Annotated in this window: 14 protein-coding genes, 1 tRNA gene and 2 pseudogenes; 10 read left to right on the forward strand and 7 right to left on the reverse strand. The window is 71.7% G+C overall.

Going from position 1 to position 17,870, the window contains the following annotated elements; translation table 11 throughout:
- Positions 1-11: 11 nt before the first annotated feature.
- On the reverse strand, positions 12-2,486 hold the full coding sequence (locus HW566_RS11890; protein ID WP_256728693.1) for an acyltransferase family protein: 2,475 nt from the start codon (positions 2,484-2,486) through the stop codon (positions 12-14).
- Between the two features lie 242 nt (positions 2,487-2,728).
- On the opposite strand from HW566_RS11890, the gene HW566_RS11895 reads away from it, so the two are divergent.
- On the forward strand, positions 2,729-4,378 hold the full coding sequence (locus HW566_RS11895) for a RecQ family ATP-dependent DNA helicase (protein ID WP_256728694.1): 1,650 nt from the start codon (positions 2,729-2,731) through the stop codon (positions 4,376-4,378).
- Here HW566_RS11895 and HW566_RS11900 read toward each other — a convergent pair.
- Positions 4,321-6,063 (reverse strand): helix-turn-helix transcriptional regulator, encoded by a 1,743-nt coding sequence (locus HW566_RS11900; RefSeq protein WP_178013143.1) that lies wholly within the window; start codon positions 6,061-6,063, stop codon positions 4,321-4,323. The two genes, HW566_RS11895 and HW566_RS11900, sit on opposite strands and share 58 nt — an antisense overlap.
- Before the next feature lie 369 nt (positions 6,064-6,432).
- On the opposite strand from HW566_RS11900, the gene HW566_RS11905 reads away from it, so the two are divergent.
- The 4 genes from HW566_RS11905 to HW566_RS11920 all read left to right on the forward strand — a co-directional run bounded on the left by HW566_RS11905 (position 6,433) and on the right by HW566_RS11920 (position 9,787).
- On the forward strand, positions 6,433-7,743 hold the full coding sequence (locus tag HW566_RS11905) for an LCP family protein (RefSeq protein WP_306171774.1): 1,311 nt from the start codon (positions 6,433-6,435) through the stop codon (positions 7,741-7,743).
- 81 nt (positions 7,744-7,824) lie between these two features.
- Positions 7,825-7,913 (forward strand) — tRNA-Ser (locus HW566_RS11910).
- Between the two features lie 223 nt (positions 7,914-8,136).
- Positions 8,137-8,730, forward strand: a complete 594-nt coding sequence (locus HW566_RS11915) for an RNA polymerase sigma factor (protein ID WP_256728695.1) — start codon at positions 8,137-8,139, stop codon at positions 8,728-8,730.
- Positions 8,705-9,787 (forward strand): CU044_5270 family protein, encoded by a 1,083-nt coding sequence (locus tag HW566_RS11920; RefSeq protein WP_178013147.1) that lies wholly within the window; start codon positions 8,705-8,707, stop codon positions 9,785-9,787. The genes HW566_RS11915 and HW566_RS11920 overlap by 26 nt, the downstream gene beginning before the upstream one ends.
- A gap of 505 nt (positions 9,788-10,292) precedes the next feature.
- Here the strand turns inward: HW566_RS11920 and HW566_RS11925 are convergent.
- The 4 genes and pseudogenes from HW566_RS11925 to HW566_RS16135 form a co-directional block, all read right to left on the reverse strand.
- Complete coding sequence (locus tag HW566_RS11925) at positions 10,293-10,964, reverse strand: Fic/DOC family protein (RefSeq protein WP_178013149.1); 672 nt, start codon at positions 10,962-10,964, stop codon at positions 10,293-10,295.
- Positions 10,951-11,124: a hypothetical protein gene (locus HW566_RS11930; protein WP_256728696.1), complete on the reverse strand. Its 174-nt coding sequence runs from the start codon at positions 11,122-11,124 to the stop codon at positions 10,951-10,953. The genes HW566_RS11925 and HW566_RS11930 overlap by 14 nt, the downstream gene beginning before the upstream one ends.
- Before the next feature lie 303 nt (positions 11,125-11,427).
- Complete coding sequence (locus tag HW566_RS16130; protein ID WP_256728983.1) at positions 11,428-11,565, reverse strand: hypothetical protein; 138 nt, start codon at positions 11,563-11,565, stop codon at positions 11,428-11,430.
- A gap of 76 nt (positions 11,566-11,641) precedes the next feature.
- Positions 11,642-11,827 (reverse strand): annotated as a pseudogene (locus tag HW566_RS16135) (LacI family DNA-binding transcriptional regulator); the annotation flags it as partial.
- Here HW566_RS16135 and HW566_RS11940 point away from each other — a divergent pair.
- From HW566_RS11940 to HW566_RS11950, 3 genes are all read left to right on the forward strand, one after another.
- Entirely contained in the window at positions 11,763-12,575 is an 813-nt protein-coding gene (locus HW566_RS11940) for a sugar kinase (protein ID WP_256728697.1), read from the forward strand. The pseudogene HW566_RS16135 and the gene HW566_RS11940 overlap by 65 nt on opposite strands.
- 150 nt (positions 12,576-12,725) lie before the next feature.
- Positions 12,726-13,445 (forward strand): copper homeostasis protein CutC, encoded by a 720-nt coding sequence (locus HW566_RS11945; RefSeq protein ID WP_178013155.1) that lies wholly within the window; start codon positions 12,726-12,728, stop codon positions 13,443-13,445.
- Positions 13,446-13,489: 44 nt separating this feature from the next.
- Positions 13,490-14,299: a sugar nucleotide-binding protein gene (locus HW566_RS11950; RefSeq protein ID WP_178013157.1), complete on the forward strand. Its 810-nt coding sequence runs from the start codon at positions 13,490-13,492 to the stop codon at positions 14,297-14,299.
- A gap of 31 nt (positions 14,300-14,330) precedes the next feature.
- On the opposite strand, the gene HW566_RS11955 is transcribed toward HW566_RS11950, so the two are convergent.
- A complete protein-coding gene (locus HW566_RS11955; RefSeq protein ID WP_178013159.1) occupies positions 14,331-14,954 on the reverse strand; it encodes a TetR/AcrR family transcriptional regulator in 624 nt (207 codons plus the stop codon).
- 61 nt (positions 14,955-15,015) lie between these two features.
- Between HW566_RS11955 and HW566_RS11960 the strand changes: the two genes are divergently transcribed.
- Both HW566_RS11960 and HW566_RS11965 read left to right on the forward strand, forming a co-directional pair.
- Positions 15,016-17,082 carry a beta-galactosidase gene (locus HW566_RS11960; protein WP_178013161.1) on the forward strand — a complete coding sequence of 689 codons (2,067 nt, stop codon included), beginning with the start codon at positions 15,016-15,018 and terminating at the stop codon, positions 17,080-17,082.
- Positions 17,083-17,146: 64 nt separating this feature from the next.
- Positions 17,147-17,853, forward strand: a pseudogene (locus HW566_RS11965) (hypothetical protein).
- Positions 17,854-17,870: the final 17 nt, after the last annotated feature.

The following is a 17,870-nucleotide window of genomic DNA, read 5'->3' on the forward strand; positions in this document are numbered from 1 at the left end:
CGTCCTGCGCGTCAGAGCAGGCCGCGGCCGACGAGCTCGGCGCGCAGGGCCGGGGCGATGTGCTCGGCGTATGCGACCGTGAGGTGGGTCTTGTCGTAACGCGTCGGGATGTCGCCGGCGAAGGCCGGGCACACGAGCTCCCAGCAGGTGAACGGCAATGAGCTGATCGCATGGTTGCCCGACGCGGCGGCGACCTGCTCGGCGGCGGCCTCCATCTGCCCCCAGGTGCTCGATACGCCGGCGGCGCACGCGTAGGGCGAGGTGGCGGGGGAGTAGCAGCGGCCCAGATCCGCGCCCTCGGGCGGCGGCGCGAGATGGACGATCCGCCCGGGCAGACCGTAGGCGTCCGCTTCGGCCTCCTGCGCCGCGAGCAGGGCATCGGCCGACAGGTCGGAGCCGTCGGGTGTGTGACCGAGCGTGTAGGCGTTGCTCATCACGACGAGGCTCGGCTCCTCGGCGGCGATCATCGCGCGCACGTCGGCCTTGCGCTGCGGGCAGGCCGCCATCACGCCGACGCCGTCGTTCTGCACGGCGACGTCGGTGAAGCGGCATCCGTACAGGCCCACCGTCGTGACACGGATGCCGCCGTCGCTCTGGTCCGCGAGGGTGCGGAACGCCGGGGCGTAGGCCATGGCCGTCGAATCGCCCACGAGATAGATGCGGGTGGCGGCATCGGCGCTGCCGGTGCTGCATCCCGCCGCCGTCGGGGTGATGTCGGGCGAGAAGCAGTCGCGCGCCGGGTTGCTCGCCGATGAGCGGGCGATGACCTCGTCGAGTGACGGATGCAGCTCGGGCCACGCGCTCGCGGATGCCGCGGAGGCCAGCTCGTCCTGGAGAGCGGCGATCGGGTCGAGCGGTTCTCCGTCCGCCGCCGGCGCGGAGTCCGCGGCACTCGCGGGCGGACGGGCGATGGGCGGCGCGCTGAGCCCGCCGAAGACGTTCTGTACGACGAGGACCACGGCGAGGGCGGCGATGCCGAGCCCCGATGCGGCCAGCAGAGCGGGAGGGCCGAACCGCGCACGCCAGGCGCTCCAGGGCGACGATGCCACCGGGATCCCGCCGGTCGTCGGCGCTGCGGCTGCGGGCGTCTCGCGTGCGGGGGTGCTCGTCGACGTCGAGGCGATCGCCTGCGGGACGGCGTCGGTCGCGCCGGTCGGTTCGGGGGTGGCCGCCGCCGGGGACGCGGCCGCCGCCGGAACAGGACGCGTCATGCCCGGGTAGTACCGCGTCCCGGGCGTCCAGCCCGCCGGGCGGCTGCCCAGACCCGCGCCCGGCGCCGGGCCCAGACCCGCACCCGGAGCTGCGTCCGGGGCCGGGATCGGATCCGGGGCGGGGGTCGGCGTCGAGCTCGGGGCCCCGACGGCAGCGACCGTGGCCGCGGGCGCCGTCGTCGCCCGGTGGGCCGCGTACGGGGCGTAGCGGAACGGCCGCTCGACGAGGTGGTACGAGGCCAGGGCGAGGACGCCGATCACCCCCAGGACGAGCCACGTCGACGCCTCTCGCGCGGGCAGGAGAACCGCCGCGAAGACGATCACCGGGAAGTGCCACAGGTACAGCGAGTACGACAGATCGCCCACCGCCACGCTCACCGGGTTGGTCAGCGGGAACAGGTGACGATGACGCGGGTCGCCGGCTGCTCCGCCGGCGAGCACGAGCACCGTCGCTCCGATCGGCAGCAGCGCCCACGGCGCCGGAAAGCCCGCAGCCTCGGGGTCGATCACGGCGAACGCCACGACGATCGCCGCGAGCCCGAGCCAGCTCAGCGTGCCGCCGAGCGCCCGCGGCATCCGTGCGAGCGCCGGGACGCAGGTCGCCACGATCGCGCCGGCGGCGAGCTCCCATGCGCGGGTCAGCGTCGAGAAGTACGCGGCGACGGCCGCGTCGCCGCTCTGCGCGAGCGCCCAGGCGAACGAGGCCGTCGCCGCCGCCGCCGCCAGCGTGCCCACGGCGACCGCGGCCCGCGGCCCGCGTCGCGTCGCCGCGGGCAGGAGCGAGACCACGGCGAGCAGCAGCAGCGGCCACACGAGATAGAACTGCTCCTCGACCGCGAGCGACCAGTAGTGCTGCAGCGGCGACACGGCGTCGTCCGCGTGGAAGTAGTCGGTGCCGAGCGCCGCGAAACGCCAGTTCGCCGCGAATCCCGCCGACCACAGGGCGTCGAGGAGGGTCTGCTCGGCGCGGGCGCGATGGAAGATCGCGGACGCGATGGCGGCCGTGACGGCGAGCACGACCAGAGCCGCCGGGAGGATGCGGCGCGCGCGGCGTCCCGCGAAGGCCGCGAGGCGGATGCCGCCGGTGCTGCGGATCTCACGCAGGAGGGCGCCGGTGATGAGGAACCCCGACACGACGAAGAAGACGTCCACGCCCACGAAGCCGCCGCGCGGCCATCCCGCGGCGTGCGCGCCGATGACCGCGACGACGGCCAGGGCGCGGAGCCCCTGGATGTCGCGTCGCGGAGTCGGGTGCGGGGATGTCGGGATGTTCACGTACCGGTCCGGGAAGGGCAGACCCGAGTGTAGTGGGAGCGATCCCATTCGTGCTGCCGGCTCCGCGTCGCGGGCAGGCGACTGCGCCCCGGAGCCCGGACCGCTGCGTGTGTGCGCGCCGTGCGGCAGCCCTCCGTACGACGCCGTGCAGCGGTCGATCGAGGAGGGCGCCTCGTCTTCCACAGAGCGCCGCCGATCGCAACCGGCATGCGGCCGACGGCGGATCGAGGTGGACTGATGCCGTGCAGCCCGACGAGATCGCCCGTGTCGCCCGAGAGTCCTTCGGCATCGAGGAGCTGCGACCGCAACAGCTCGACGCGATCGAGGCGGCCGTGGCCGGGCGCGACGTGCTGGTGGTCTGGGCCACCGGCGCGGGCAAATCGGCGGTCTACCAGGTCGCAGCCGCGCTGCGTCCGGGACTGACGGCCATCGTCTCGCCGCTGATCGCGCTGCAGGAGGATCAGCTCGCCCGTCTCGAGGACGCCCCCGATGCGCCGCAGGGGGTCGCATTGAACTCCAGCCGAGGCGTCCGCGCACAGCGCGAGGCCTGGGATGCGATCCGATCGGGCGAGGCGTCGTACGTCCTCCTCGCCCCCGAGCAGCTCGCCAAGGACGATGTGGTGGCCGAGCTCGCCGCGGCGGGCGTCTCGCTGCTGGTCGTCGACGAGGCGCACTGCATCGCCGCCTGGGGCCACGATTTCCGTCCCGACTATCTGATGCTCGGCGACGTCGCCGAGCGGCTCGGTCGCCCGCCGATCCTGGCTCTGACGGCGACGGCCACGAGCCCGGTCCGCACCGAGATCATCGATCGGCTCGGCATGGACGATCCCACGATCCTCGTCGGCGACGTCGACCGGCCGAACATCGCGTTGCAGGTGCGCCGGCACAACGACGAATCCGGCAAGCGCGACGCGGTGCTCGACGAGGTCGTCGGGCTGGCACAGCCGGGACTGCTCTACACGGCCACCCGACGCGCGGCGGAGGAGTACGCCGACGAGCTCGACCAGCGCGGGCTGCGGGCCGTCGCTTACCACGCCGGCCTCTCGGCCACGGATCGCACCCGCGTGCACGAGGCCTTCCACGACGGCGCGGTCGACGTCGTGGTCGCCACGTCGGCCTTCGGGATGGGGATCGACAAGGCCGATCTGCGCTTCGTCGTCCACGCCGACATCCCCGACTCCGTCGACGCCTACTACCAGGAGCTCGGTCGGGCCGGACGCGACGGAGAGCCCGCAACGGCGACCCTCCACTACCGACCCGAGGACCTCGCGCTCCGCCGTTTCTTCGCGGCATCCGCCCCCAAGCGCGGTGAGCTGAAGCGACTGGTGTCGGCGATCGCGGGCGCGACGCGGGGACGCGCCGAGCTCGCCGCCGCCGGCGGCCTGTCGTCGCGTCGGGTCACGGCGCTGCTGACGGTGCTCATCGACGCCGGGGCCGTGCGGGCGGGCCGCGCCGGCGTCGCGTTGCGTCGCGGCATGACTGTCGAGCGGGCCGTCGATGCGGCGCTCGAGCGTTCGGAGGAGCGCGAGCGCATCGACCGCTCGCGCATCGAGATGCTCCGCGGCTACGCCGAGACGCGGCGGTGCCGTCGCGCGATCCTGCTCGGGTACTTCGGGCAGGACTACGTCGAGCCGTGCGACAACTGCGACGTCTGCCTCACGACGGCCGCGGAGCGCACGGCCGCCGCCGAGGGCGCCGACCGTGATGGCGACCACGCCCGCCCGGATGCCGCACCGTTCGCCGTCGACGACGTGGTGCGCCACCACGAGTGGGGCGAGGGCACGGTCATGGCCGTCGAGGACGACCGGGTCACCGTCTTCTTCGACTCGCAGGGCTACAAGGTCCTGTCGATCGAGCTCGTGGCGGAGCGCGGACTGCTCGCCTCCGCTTGAGCGTCGCGCGCCCGCCCCATCCAGCGACCGAGCTCGCGGCGCGAGCGCAGCTTCAGCCGCGACAGGATGTTGGCGACGTGGAAGTCGATCGTCTTCTTCGACAGGTAGAGGATCTCGGCGATCTCGGCGCTCGTGAAGCCCTCGGCGACGAGCTCGGCGACGCGACGCTGTTGCGCCGTCAGGGCCGTGAGGGCGTCTCCGCTGGCGCGGGCGAGCTGGCCCGCCACATCCTCGATGATGCGGGTGCACAGCCGCACGAATCCGTTCGCACCGATCGCCGCCAGCTCGACGCGCGCCTGCTCGTACGAACCCATGCCTTCGGTGGCGTCGCCGTAGAGCGACACGATGGTCCCGACCACGATGCGCACCCACGTTCGACCGAGGGGGTCGTCCGCGTCGCTCACCTGCCCGCGTGAGCGGTGCGCCGCCGCCAGCGCGGATGCCGCGTCCCCCCGGATCTGCTCGAGCATCGCCACGTGCGCCCAATAGTAGGCGCTGTCGGCGGCCCCGGGCTCGTCGCCCCACGCCGTCACGAGCTCGCGGTAGCGGTCGGTACGTCCGAGGTTGCGCAGCGCCATGCCGCGCAGCGCCCGCCACTCGTGGTCGGTGAAGACGCGTCGCCATCCCGGTTCCTCGGCGTCGTCGAGCAGCCGGTTCATCCCGACCCAGTCCCGGGCGCCGATGGTGAGGGCGAGTCGTGCGTGGAGCAGGATCGTCTCGGCTTGGACGCTGGGCTGGACCGCGAGGGCGCGCGTCGCCTCGTCGATACGGGTCGCTGCGGCCGCCAGATCGCCGCCCGTGGCCGGTTCCAGCGTCTCGACGGCCGAGAGCAGGCTGTCCGTCCAGGCCGAGGACGGGCGCAGGCCGTCGCGCACCTGCCGCGCCGCGCGGCGGGCACCGACCCAGTCGCCCTGGCGGTACTTGACGTACGCCAGGCGCGCGTACGCCGACGCCTGCAGGTGCGAACGGGGCGCGAAGAGGGGGATGCCGCGCGCGATGCTGACCGCGCCCGCACCGAACTCCCCCCGGGCGGCGAGCACCTGCCCCATGGCCACCAGCGCGGGCCCGTGGTGCGAGCGCAGCAGATTGCGCGAACGGGGCCCGGCGAGAGCCGCCGCGAGGGAATCGAGACGCGCTGCGCCGTCGTACGTGTTCCATTCGATCAGGACGGCGGGCGCCATCATCCGGAACCACGCCGCCGTCACCGCGTCGATCTCGCCGTGACGATCGCGCGCCTCGCCGATGGCGCGTTCGGCGGCGGTGACGAACCACGCGGCATCCACCCAGCGAGCGCGGTCGACGAGGATCAGCGCGGCGCAGGACGCGAGCGCCGCGGCGAGGAGGTCGTCGTGGCCCTCGAGTCCGACGACGGCCGAGCGGACGGGGGCGACCACGCGCTCGGCGTCGCCGTCGGTGATCAGCGAGACGAACGCCAGACCGGCGTCGCGGACCGCGTCCGGGGGCAGGTCCCGCAGGGCGGCGGCGCGCGTGACCAGTTGGGGCTCGGTGAGCAGTTCGAGGTCGACGCGGAGGATCGGGGCGATGAGTCGGGAGTCGCCCCGGGCGGCGGCGAGGGCGAACAGCTCGTCGGCGAGCGTGGCCCAGTCCGACCGTGCCCACGCGTCCCGTGCTCGCGAGGGAGCGTCCTCGGGCAGCCCGTGCGCTCCCGCTTCGGGGTGGGACATGCGGAGCCTCCTCGGGTGCGAACCGCCGGCGGCTCCCGCCCGCGGTTCGCCCCATGCTGACACAGGGCGGCCGTCGGGGACCGACGATTACCAGTTGCGTCGACGTCCCCCTGGGATCGGCTACCAGTTTCGCCCGTTCCGTTCCACGGGTGTCGTCGGCGGTGATTACCGTCGATACGAGCGCGGCAGGGGCATGTCGGGTGGTGACGGTCGACTGGGGGGCGTCACCACCTCGCATGCCCGTCGCGCTCACGCACTTTCCAGGGATCCCTCCCTATGATGAGTCGGTCACGGGGGAGTGCCCTGTCTGCGACGTGCGGCGTCGCGACATCCGGGAGCACTCTCCACCGGCCCGTCGAGAGGACACCCGTGAGCGCACGTTCCGATGCGAAGGCGACCCGCCGACGCCGTCCCGTCGCGCGACATGGCGAACTGCGCTCGCCGAATCCCTTCATGCAGATGCTCGCGGTCTTCGGCGTGATGGTCGCCGTCGTCGCCGTCAGCGGCATCGCGGTGGGGGCGTTCGCCGTCTGGGATGCCGCTCGCTCCGTGTCCGACAACAGCATCGCCCTCGAGGGCGACGATGTCGGCCAGCTGCCGCCGTCCATCGGCGAGATCGAGGGCGGTGTGAACATGCTCATCGCCGGCACCGACTCGTGCGAGGGACAGGATCTCGCGCTCTTCCCGCGCTGCGGCGTCGACGACGACGGGCTCGAGCGCAACGACGTCACGATGCTGCTGCACATCAGCGACGAGCCGCGGCGCGTGACGGTCGTCTCGTTCCCCCGCGACATGATCGTGCCGATCCCCTCGTGCCCCGACGGCCAGGGCGGGCGGCACGCGGCGATGAGCGCGCAGATGATCAACTCGTCGTATGGCTACGGCGGTCTGCCGTGCACCGTGCTCACCGTCGAGGAGCTCACGGGGATCGACATCCAGTTCGCGGCGTCCATCCGCTGGACCGGCGTCATCAACATGTCCGACGCCATCGGCGGCGTCGACGTCTGCGTCTCGCAGGACATCAGCGACCGCCACACCGGTCTGGACCTGACCGCCGGCACCCACACGCTCGTCGGTGCCGAGGCGCTGCAGTTCCTCCGCATCCGACACGGGATCGGCGACGGATCCGACCTCGCCCGCATCTCGAACCAGCAGCAGTTCATGAGCTCGATGGTCCGCAAGCTGCAGTCGGATGCCGTCCTCGCCAACCCGCAGGCCCTGTTCAGCATCGCCACGACCGCGCTCCAGCAGGTCAACAGCCAGCAGCTGCAGCTGAGCGAGTCGCTCGCGAGCCCCACCCGCATGGTGCAGATCGCCATGGCGGTCAAGGACGTCCCCTTCTCGGACATCAACTTCCTGCAGTACCCGACGACCTATGCCTCGGACGGACTCCGGGTGCTGCCGAACACGACCTCCGCCGACGTGCTGTTCCAGGCGCTCGCCGAGAACAGGGCGATTCAGCTGACCGGCGATGCGAGCCAGGGGTACGGCGTGGAGGTCATCGGCGAGGCCGAGCAGCCCGCCGCACCGGCCCCCGGCGAGAGCGCCGCGCCCGAGGGCGAGACTCCCGACCCGAACGCCACCCAGGCGCCGGAGACCCCGACCGAGTACGTCGAACTGCCGAGCGACATCTCCGGCTCGAGCGCCGCGCAGGTCACCTGCACGGTGGCGGAGCAGTAAGACGCCGGCTCGATTCGGAGCCTGCCTCGGAGCGGGCTATGATTGCCGGGTGCATCCGCGCCGTCTCGCGTCGGATGCCGTGGAGACGTCGCATAGTCAGGCCTAGTGCACCACCCTGCTAAGGTGGAGTCCCCGTAAGGGGACCGAGGGTTCAAATCCCTCCGTCTCCGCTCTGAAAATCCCTGGTCAGGTTTCATTTTCTCCGGCTTCTGCCGCGAAATCTGCCACTTCTGCCACATTCTCGGCAATGTCCGCGTTCACCAAATCGACAGCCGGTCCTCGCGCGGCTGAACAGGCTGCACGTTTGGAGCTCAGTCGCACCACCGTTTCGCGCGTCCTAGGCGTTGATGTCGTGGATCGTGAACTCAAACGGGAGGAATGAGCAATACAGACGTGAGCACAGACAACGAGGTGATCGAACGTTCGGCGAATGAGCCGAGTGCGTTCGCACTGCTCTTCGATCGACATGCGCCGGCGATCTACCGCTACGCGGTGCAGCGACTCGAAGAGGGCAGTGCCGAGGACGTGATGTCGGAGACGTTCCTCGTCGCCTTCGAAAAGCGAGCGGCGTACGACCTCGCGATCGTCGATGCTCGCCCCTGGCTGTTCGGGATCGCCACCCGCCTGATGCGTAAGCGTGTGCGGCTGGAAGCGCGGGCATGGAAGGGCATGGTCGCGGATCTCGCGGCGCAGCTCTCGCCCGACATGATCGAGCAGGCGGGCGCGCGGTTGGACGCGGCACGGCTCACGCGGCGCTTGGCTTCGGCGCTGCGTGGCCTGCCCGCGTCCGATCGCGACACCCTGCTGCTGTATGCCTGGGGCGACCTCGATTACGCGGGTATCTCACGCGCTCTCGACGTGCCGATCGGCACCGTCCGCTCACGACTGAACCGTGCCCGCCGCATCCTGCGGACCGCGGCCGGCACGACCGATCCCGATCTGGAGAAGGAACATGGACGAGTTGACGCTGCTGCGCAACACGCGTAGCGAGACCGAACCCCCGGAAGCGGCGCTGAATCGGGGGAGGGCGGCGCTGCTGGCCGCAGCCGCCGGCCCTGTTCAGCAGCACACCAGCACGCCGAGTCGAGCGAAACGCGCCCGGCGTTTCGCGATCGGCGGACTGAGCACGGTCGGCGCCGCGGCACTGGTGGCGGGGCTCGTGCTGACGGACGTGGTCGGGTTCGCGGGGTGGCGCGGGGGCGCGGATGCTGCTGCCGCGACCGTCCTTGAGGAGGCGAGCGCCGCCGCGATCACCTCGATCGATCCCGTGGTGCAGCCCGGCCAGTACTTGAAGGTGAGTACGACGGGAGTGCATGTCGCAAGCGGCGGCATCGGTGATGTCGTGGCGTCGTACCAATATGCGTCGGACGACACCCTCTACCGCCCCGCAGATTCTTCTGATGACTGGGTGTGGGTGCGCGGTCCGCAGTCCATCGCGGCGACCTTCGGCCCGGCTTCCGAGGAGATGGCGAACGCGTGGTGGGACGCCGTCTCGTCCTCGTCGGATTCGTTCGAAGCAGGCGATCTCCTTCGGGCGCCGGGCGGAACCTTCTACGGGGGTGACGCTGGGGCGGGATTCGCCGACCTGGGTCAGCTTCCGCGCGATCCGTATCGTCTTCTCAACTACATCTACCGCGTCACCCTCGGGGCCGGCCCGTCGCCCGACACCGAGGCGCTTGTCTACATGGCCGACCGGCTGCGGATCGGGAACGTTCCTGCCGATTTGCGCGCCGCGATGTACAAGGCTGCGGCCATGATCCCGGGCGTCACGTTCGTCAGCGGTGAGGCCACCCTCGACGGCCGCACGGGGGTTGCGATCGGCCGCGTCGAGGACGCGTGGGGCACTCGGGTGGACATCATCATCGACCCCGATACCGGCACATTCATCGGCGATCGCGAGGTTCTCCTCCGGGACCAGGACGGAATCCCGGCGGGAACCGCCCTGAGATGGACCAGCGTCACCTCCTCCGTCGTCGACAAGGCGCCCGAGGGCGGATCGGTATGCGGGAAGATGACCATCAACCCCGAGACCGGGCAATGCTGACGCGAACAGCCGTCGGAGCTGAACCGGCGAGCCTCATCCTGCCTCCGACAGAGTCGCTGGCGATCCCTCTCGATCCGCATCAGCCCGCTGTTGTGAGTGACAAGAGCTGACTTCACCTGATGCCGTGACGACGTGGCCCCTCGCGATCCGCGAGGGGCCACGACTTGTCCGAGGCTCGTTGTCCGGCGCCGACGCGACCGACGCGACCGATGCGCGGACGCGTGACCTGATCCGGCCCACGGAGGTGGATAGGTTGTGGCGCAAGGTGGCGCAGCAGATCATCGTGCGTCGCTTCACCGCGCGGCATCCCGCGATATCCGAGGCTGCGCTCGTCCTCACAGGCGAGTCGGCGCTCGAGGCGCTGGGGGAGCGTCTGGTCGGACGATCGGACACGGTTCACGGCTACCTACCGGCTGAAAGCGGACGATCAGTCCCGGGTAACCGGATACATGGCGCCGCGCGCCCTCGTGCCGCACATGCGAGGATCGGAGTGGTTCGTCGGGCGCTACTCGTCCGTCGGCGCGATCGAGAGTCGTCTGATCTCGTCGTCGGCCCAATCCTCGGTGCGGGAGGCATCTGGGGTGGTGACGATCTTGTCGAACATGCTGATGAGGGGGCCGAGGTCCTGTTGGTCGGAGCCGGCGCGGGCGGCGGAGTGGTTTTCTTCGCCGTGGACGGTTCGCCAGTCGAGTTGCCATCCGGCGGCGAGGGCGACGCGATTCCAATAGATGCGTTGCATCCGACCGTTCCCTTCCCGGAACGGGTGAATGTAGTTGATCTTCTCGTAGTGGTACGCGAGTTTGCGGACGAACTCGACGCGGGGGAGCCCTGCGAGGTGGCCGTCTTCGGCGAGCTCGGCGAAACAGAGTGCCGCGGCATGCTCGATGTAGCCGTGGGGGAGGAAGAACTCCGCGCCGGGGATGTTCTTGCGCACGTCGATCGTGCGGATCTGTCCGGCCCAGTCGTAGACGTCTTGGAAGAGGTGGAAGTGGATGCGCTGCAGCTCGGTCAGGTCGTTCGTCGCCGCGACCGGCTCTTCGACGAGTTGCAGTGCGCGGGCGAAGGAGAGGTCGGCTTCGGCCGCGGACAGCTCGTCAGAAGTCGTGATCCCCAGGAGGTTACGGAGGACGGCGGTTCCCGGGATGAGGTACGGGTCGAGCGGTTCAGGAGAGGCCATATCGAGAGCGGACCCGCTCCAGCAGCTCCGCTGAATCGATGGTGCCTGCGACGTAGGAGTCCGCGTCGGCGCGCGTTGCCGAGGTGACCGTAAGTCCTTCGATCTCGGCGCTGTGGATCGCCGCTTCGACCTGCTTCGCCCGCTCTTCTGTGATCGACACGCTTACCCTCCCCGCCTTCCTGACCATTCTAACGAGAGGGTCGGACTTCAGCTGGAAAGTGGCTTGGTCAGCAGCGGGCCGACTCGGAGTTCATGGTCGCGACTGATGGATGCTCCTCGCGGATGCCAGCGACGTCAGATTCCGCGGAATCATGCGGATTCAGTCCGTTTCGATCGACATCGGCGCGATTTCAAATCCCTCCGTCTCCGCCACCCGAAAGCCCCGGTCCGCCGGGGCTTTCGTCGTTCCGCCCGCCCGCCCGCCTCCCGCGTCCGCTCCGCGATCGCGGACGCGGACGCCCGATCAGCGGCGGGCGGGAGCGGCGGTCGAGGCGCACACGATCAGCTGCGAGCCGAGGGTGGCCGAGCGGCCGGGCGCGGTGCCGGCGATCGCCTCGGCGAGCAGATCGACCGCGAGCGCGCCGCAGCGGGCGATCGGCATGCGGACGGCGGTGCCCGGGTGTGACGGCGCCGGCCAGGTCGATGTCGTCGATCCCGACGATGCTGATGTCGTCGGGACAGGCGAGGCCGAGTTCCGAGAGCCCGGCCTCGAGGCCGAGCGCGATGAGGTCGTTGTAGGCGATGACGGCGGTCGCGCCGCTCGCCGCCGTCGGGGCCGCGGCGGCGCGTCGGCCCTGGATGGATGCCGCCTGGTGGCCGAGCCGGGTCAGCGTCACCTCGTGGCGGTCGCACGCCTGCTCGATGGTCGATGATCGGCGCGACGACCCCCTGGGCGAGCGCGTCGTGCGCGAGCTCCGCGCCGAGGGCGTCGAGGTCGGCGTGCGCGTCGATCCGGGCGCACCCACGGGTCTCATGCTGAAAGAGCGACCGACGGCGGCGACGACGGCCGTCCATTACTACCGTGCCGGCTCGGCGGGCTCCCGTCTGGCGGCGGGAGACATCCCCGCGGGCCGCATCGAGGAAGCGGCGCTCCTGCACGTGACCGGGATCACGCCGCTGCTGTCGTCGACCGCCGCCGACACCGTGCGCGAGGCGGTGGCGCGTGCTCGCGCAGCGGGTGTGCCCGTGAGCTTCGACGTCAACTACCGTTCGGCGCTGGCCGCATCCGTCGTCGCGGCGCCGCTGCTGCGCGAGATCGCCGAGAGCGCCGACATCGTCTTCGGCGGGACGGCCGAACTCGAACTGATCTCGGGAACGGATGCCGACACCGCCGCGGTGGCGCTGCGCGCCGCTGGGGTCGCCGAGGTCGTCATCAAGCGCGGGGCCGACGGCGCCACCGCGCACGTCGGCAGCGAGGTCGTCGATACTCCCGGCTTCGCGATCGACCCGGTCGACACCGCCGGCGCGGAGGGCTCGGTCGTCGAGGCGCTGCGCCGCGGCAACACGTGCGGCGCCATCGCCTGTCTCGGCCCCGGCGACTGGGAGGCCTCGCCGACCCACGCGGACCTCGACCGTTTCCACGCGGTCGGCGCGGATCCCGTCCGGCGCTGAGCGAGCCGGCCCCGGGCGGCGGACACGAGGAGCATGACGATCTCGGCGCCGTGCGCCAGAATCGCCGTGGCGGCGAGTGCCCCACCGGCCCGACCCGCTCGATGACGAGAGGACCCACATGCTCTACGGACCCACGACGACGGCGGCCTGATGGTCGCGTTCGAGCTGGCGATCCAGGATGGCGCCGGCGTCGACGTCGCGGTGCGCACGGGTGCCGACCGCATCGAGCTGTGCTCGGCCCTCGCCCTCGGCGGACTGACCCCCTCGGCAGGCCTGATCGAGCGGGCGGTGGGGGCCGGTGTGCCGGTGCACGTGCTGATCCGCCCGCGCGCCGGTGACTTCGACTTCGACGCCGACGGCAGGCGGATGATCGTGCGCGACGTGCGATGGGCGTGCGACGCCGGGGCCGCGGGCGTCGTCGTCGGCGGTACCCGCGGCGGCCGGATCGATGCCGACCTGGTTCGCGCGGTGGTGGCCGAGGCGGAGGACAGGGAGGTGACCTTCCACCGTGCGCTGGATGTGGTGGCGGATCCGAGCGGCGCGTTGATCGAGCTCGCGCAGCTCGGCGTTCGGCGTGTGCTCACGTCGGGCGGCGCCGACCGCGCCGCCGACGGCCGCGCCGGGCTGACCCGACTCGTGCGTGCCGCCGCGGGCGCGATCGAGGTGATGGCCGGCGGCGGGGTGACCCGCGCGAACGTCGCGAGCGTGATGGCCACGGGTGTCGATGCGATCCACGCCTCGGCGAAGGCGCTCCGCGCGGGTGCCGGACTCGCCCTCGGGTCGGCAGGCGACGCCGCTCGAGAGGTGACCGACGAGGACGAGGCGGCGACCCTGCGACGCCTGGTCGGGAGGGCGGGCGCCCGTCCGTGATGCTGACGGGCCGGACCCTCGGCCGCGCCTGCGAGGATGTCGGGATGACACCTGGACGCACGCTTCTGGTCGGATCGGGCAAGGTCGGCACGCGCCTCGGCGAGCGGCTCGTCGCCGCCGGGGGCGAGGTCGTCGCGATCCGACGCACCGCCGCCGGCATCCGTCCCACGTTCACCCCCCTCGTCGCCGATCTGGCGGCACCGCTCGACACGCCGCTGCCCGCCGTCGACGCCATGGTCGTGACGCTGCCCCCCGGCGACGATCCGCGCTTCTACCGCGACGTCCTGGCCCGTCTCGCCGATGCCCTGCCCGCCGCGCCGGCGCGCGCCGTGTTCGTCTCGTCGACCCGCGTGTTCGAGGGATGGGATGTCGGCCGCCCCCTCGACGAGGACGACGAGCCCCGACCCGACAGCGAGCGCGGCGAGCAGCTGGTCGACGGCGAGCGGGCGGCGGTGGAGCTGTTCGACGCCGTCGTGGTCCGCCCCGCCGGCATCTACGGTCCCGGGCGCGAGCGGCTGATCCGGCAGGTGCTGGCGGGCGAGGCGGTGGACTACGACCGACGCACCAACCGGATCCACGAGGTCGATCTCGTGCGCGCGATCGAGCTGCTGCTCTCGGCCGACGAGCCGCCGGCGCTGCTCCACGGCGTCGACCGTCGTCCGGCCACCCTCGGCGAGGTGGTCGCCTTCATCGCCGACCGGCTCGGCGTGGATGCCCCGCCGCGCGCGGAGCCGCGACCCGGCGCCGACCGCGGCAAGGTCCTCGACGGGTCTCGGTTGGCGGCGCTCGTCGGCGAGCTGGAGTTCCCGACCTTCGCCGAGGGCTACGGACGCATGATCGCCGATCGGCCCTGAGTCGCGGCGGCTTCCGCCGGCCCGACAGAGGCTAGTCGGGCCAGGGGTGCGAACCCGGGGGAGCGGGTTCGAGCAGGCGGGTGAGGAGCAGCCGCATCGCCGCGACCGGATCGGTGTCGTCGGTGAGCCAGCGGATCTGGATGCCCTCCCAGCCGCTCACGACCAGGTCGGCGAGGGCGCGCGGGTCGTCGCCGGCGCGCAGGCGGCCGCGGTCGCGGTCGGCGGCGATCGCGTCGGTGTAGGTGGCGGTGACGGCGCGGTAGCGCTCCAGCAGCCAGGCGTGTGCTTCGTGATCGGGGTGGGTCGCCTCGGCCGAGACGATCGAGAACATGCGGACGAGTTCGCGCCGGCCGAGATTGCGCTCGACGATCGCGAGCACGCTCGCGATGAAGCCGTCCCGCTCCGAGCGCGCCGAGAAGTCTGTGTCGGCGGCATCCTCCTGCTCGAGCACGGCAGCCAGCAGCGAGGCCTTCGTGGGGAAGTGGTGCATGACCGTCGTCAGTCCCAGATCGAGCTGCTTCGCGATCTGACGCAGCGATCCGCCGCGGTACCCGTGCGTGCCGAAGACGAGCGTCGCCGATGCGATGATCTCGGCCCGCCGCGCGGCGCTCTTGGCGTAGGGGCCGCGGCTGTGGCCCTCGGCGTCGGATGTCATGCCCCGAGCGTAGGCCACACTAAACCGTGCATCTGCACGTTTTTCGGTCTACGCTGGTCGCATGGCAACGGACGACACGACGTATCGCTGGGTGAAGGACGGATCACTGGGAGCGGGTCGGATGCGCTACGGCGCCGACTACAACCCCGAGCAGTGGCCGCGCGAGGTCTGGGACGAGGACGTCCGGCTCATGCGCGAGGCGGGCGTGAACATCGTCTCGCTGGGCATCTTCTCGTGGGCGCTGCTCGAGCCGCGCCCGGGCGAGTGGGACTTCGGCTGGCTCGACGAGATCATGGGTCTGCTGCACGAGAACGGCATCGACGTCGACCTCGCCACGGCCACGGCCTCGCCGCCGCCGTGGTTGGCCAAGCGCCACCCCGAGATCCTGCCGCAGACGATCGACGGCACCACCCTCTGGCCGGGCGCCCGCCAGCACTGGCGGCCCACCTCGCCCATCTTCCGCGAGCACGCCCTGCGGCTGACGCGCGCGCTCGCCGAGCGGTACGCCGACCACCCCGCACTCGTCGCGTGGCACATCTCCAATGAGCTCGGATGCCACAATCTCTACGACTTCTCCGACGACGCCGCGCGGGCCTTCCGGCTCTGGCTGCAGGAGCACTACCCGACCCTCGACGCGCTGAACGAGGCCTGGGGAACGGCGTTCTGGTCGCAGCACTACGGGGAGTGGGACGAGATCCTGCCGCCGCGCACCGCGCCCACGCAGCGCAACCCCGGCCAGCAGCTCGACTTCGAGCGGTTCTCCTCGGATGCCGTGCGCGACCACCTGCGCGCCGAGAACGCCGTCCTCGCCGAGGTGACCCCCGGCGTGCCCCGCACGACGAACTTCATGGTCGCCCAGAACGTCCGCGACATCGACTACGCGTCGTGGGTCGACGACGTCGACTTCGTCTCGAACGACCATTACCTGCGCCCGGGTGAGATCGGCCGCGACGACCTGTCGTTCTGGGCGAACCTGACCGGCAACCTCGCGGGCGGACGGCCGTGGTTCCTGATGGAGCATGCGACGAGCGCCGTGAACTGGCGCGCCGTCAACCCGCCCAAGCGCCCGGGCGAGCTCGTCCGTGATGCGCTGACGCACGTCGGGCACGGTGCGGACGCGGTCTGCTACTTCCAATGGCGCCAGTCGCGCGCCGGCGGCGAGCGCTACCACTCCGGCATGGTGCCGCACGCGGGCGCCGACAGTCGGGTGTTCCGCGACGTGGTCGATCTGGGCGCCCAGCTCCAGGCGCTCGCGACGGTGACGGGGAGTCGCCGCGAGAAGGCGCGCGTCGCGCTCGTGTTCGACTACGAGTCGTGGTGGGTGAGCGGGCGCGACTCGCACCCCTCCGAGCGTCCGGCCTACGACGACGAGACACTGCAGTGGTATCGCGCCCTCCTCGACCTCGGCGTCCGTGTCGACGTCGTTCCGGTCGCGGCCGATCTCGGCGCGTACGAGGTCGTGCTGGCTCCCATGCTCCATGTCGTCCCGGCGTCGACGCGCGACCGCCTCGTCGCGTTCGTCGCGGCGGGAGGCCACCTCGTCACGACGTACTTCTCGGGCGTCGTCGACGAGCACGACCGGGTGTGGCTCGGCGGCTATCCGGGTGCCCTCCGCGACCTGCTCGGCGTCACGGTGGAGGAGTTCGTGCCGCTGCTCCCGGGGGAGACGGGCGCCCTGTCGTCGGGCGCCGTGGTGCGCGACTGGAGCGAGCGGATCTCGCGTGTCGAGCCGGATGTCGAGGTCGTCGCGGCCTACCGCGGGGGCGACCTCGACGGTGCGCCCGCGATCACGCGACGCCGCGTCGGCGTCAACGGCGGCAGTGCGACGTACGTGTCGGCGTCGATCGGGCGCGAGGGCGCCGGGGACGTGTTGCGCGGGCTCGCGGGCGACATCCGTGCGCTCGCCGCCGACGCGCTCGCCGTCGGGGGCGACCTCGACGTCATCGTGCGCGCGGACGCCGATGCCCGGTACGTCTTCCTCGCCAACCGGACGGACGACGAGGTGACCGTCTCGGCGGCTGGGGATCTGCTCGCCGGACCCGCCGCGCGCGGTTCGTCGGACACGCTCACGATCGCGCCGCGCGGCGTCGCGGTGATCGCTCAGGCATCGGCGGCCGGTTCGGCGTGAGCGCCGCGGGAGCGACCGCCCAGAGGGCTGTCGCTCCCGCATCCGCACCGTCACAATGGTGCGCATGACCGTCGTCGACCGTGTCGTGGCGTGGCTCCTCGACTCCGACCCGTCGCTGCGCTGGCAGGTCGAGCGGGATCTCGCGGATGCCGCGCCCGCGGTGTGGCAGGCCACACGGCGGCGCGTCGCGACCGAGGGGAACGGCGCCCGGCTGCTCGCGCATCAGGGCGAGGACGGTCAGTCAATGGGACGTGGTTCCCCGGGCATCAGCGCGCGGACGGCGGCTGGAACTGCGAGGCCGAAGAGGGACGCTCGACGCGCGGCTCGTTCCACTCGACCCTCAATGCGCTGCAGGGCATGCTCGCATGGGAGCGGACCACCGGCGAGCCGGTGCTGCGCGACAGCCGGCACCGCGGCGAGGAGTACCTGCTGTCGCGGCGGCTCGCATTCCGGGCGTCGACGGGGGAGCCGGTGGGCGATTTCGTCACGGACTTCGTCTACCCCGACCGTCATCGTTACAGCGCGCTCGCCGCGCTCGACCACTTCCGGGCGGCGTCGCTGCACGACGGCACGCCCCCGGACCCGCGACTGGCCGACGCGGTGGCGATGGTGCGCCAGGCCCGTGATGCGGACGGCACCTGGCATCAGGGCGCACCGCTCGCCGGCCGCGTCTGGTTCGAGATCGACGTCGCCCAGGGCGAGCCGTCGCCGTGGCTGACCTTCCGCGCCCGGCGGGTGCTGCGGTGGTGGGACGCGGCCCGGGAGGGCTGACCGCGCGGGTGGGACGG

Origin of the sequence: Microbacterium oleivorans, assembly GCF_013389665.1 — a bacterium.
GTDB classification, from domain to species: domain Bacteria; phylum Actinomycetota; class Actinomycetes; order Actinomycetales; family Microbacteriaceae; genus Microbacterium; species Microbacterium oleivorans_C.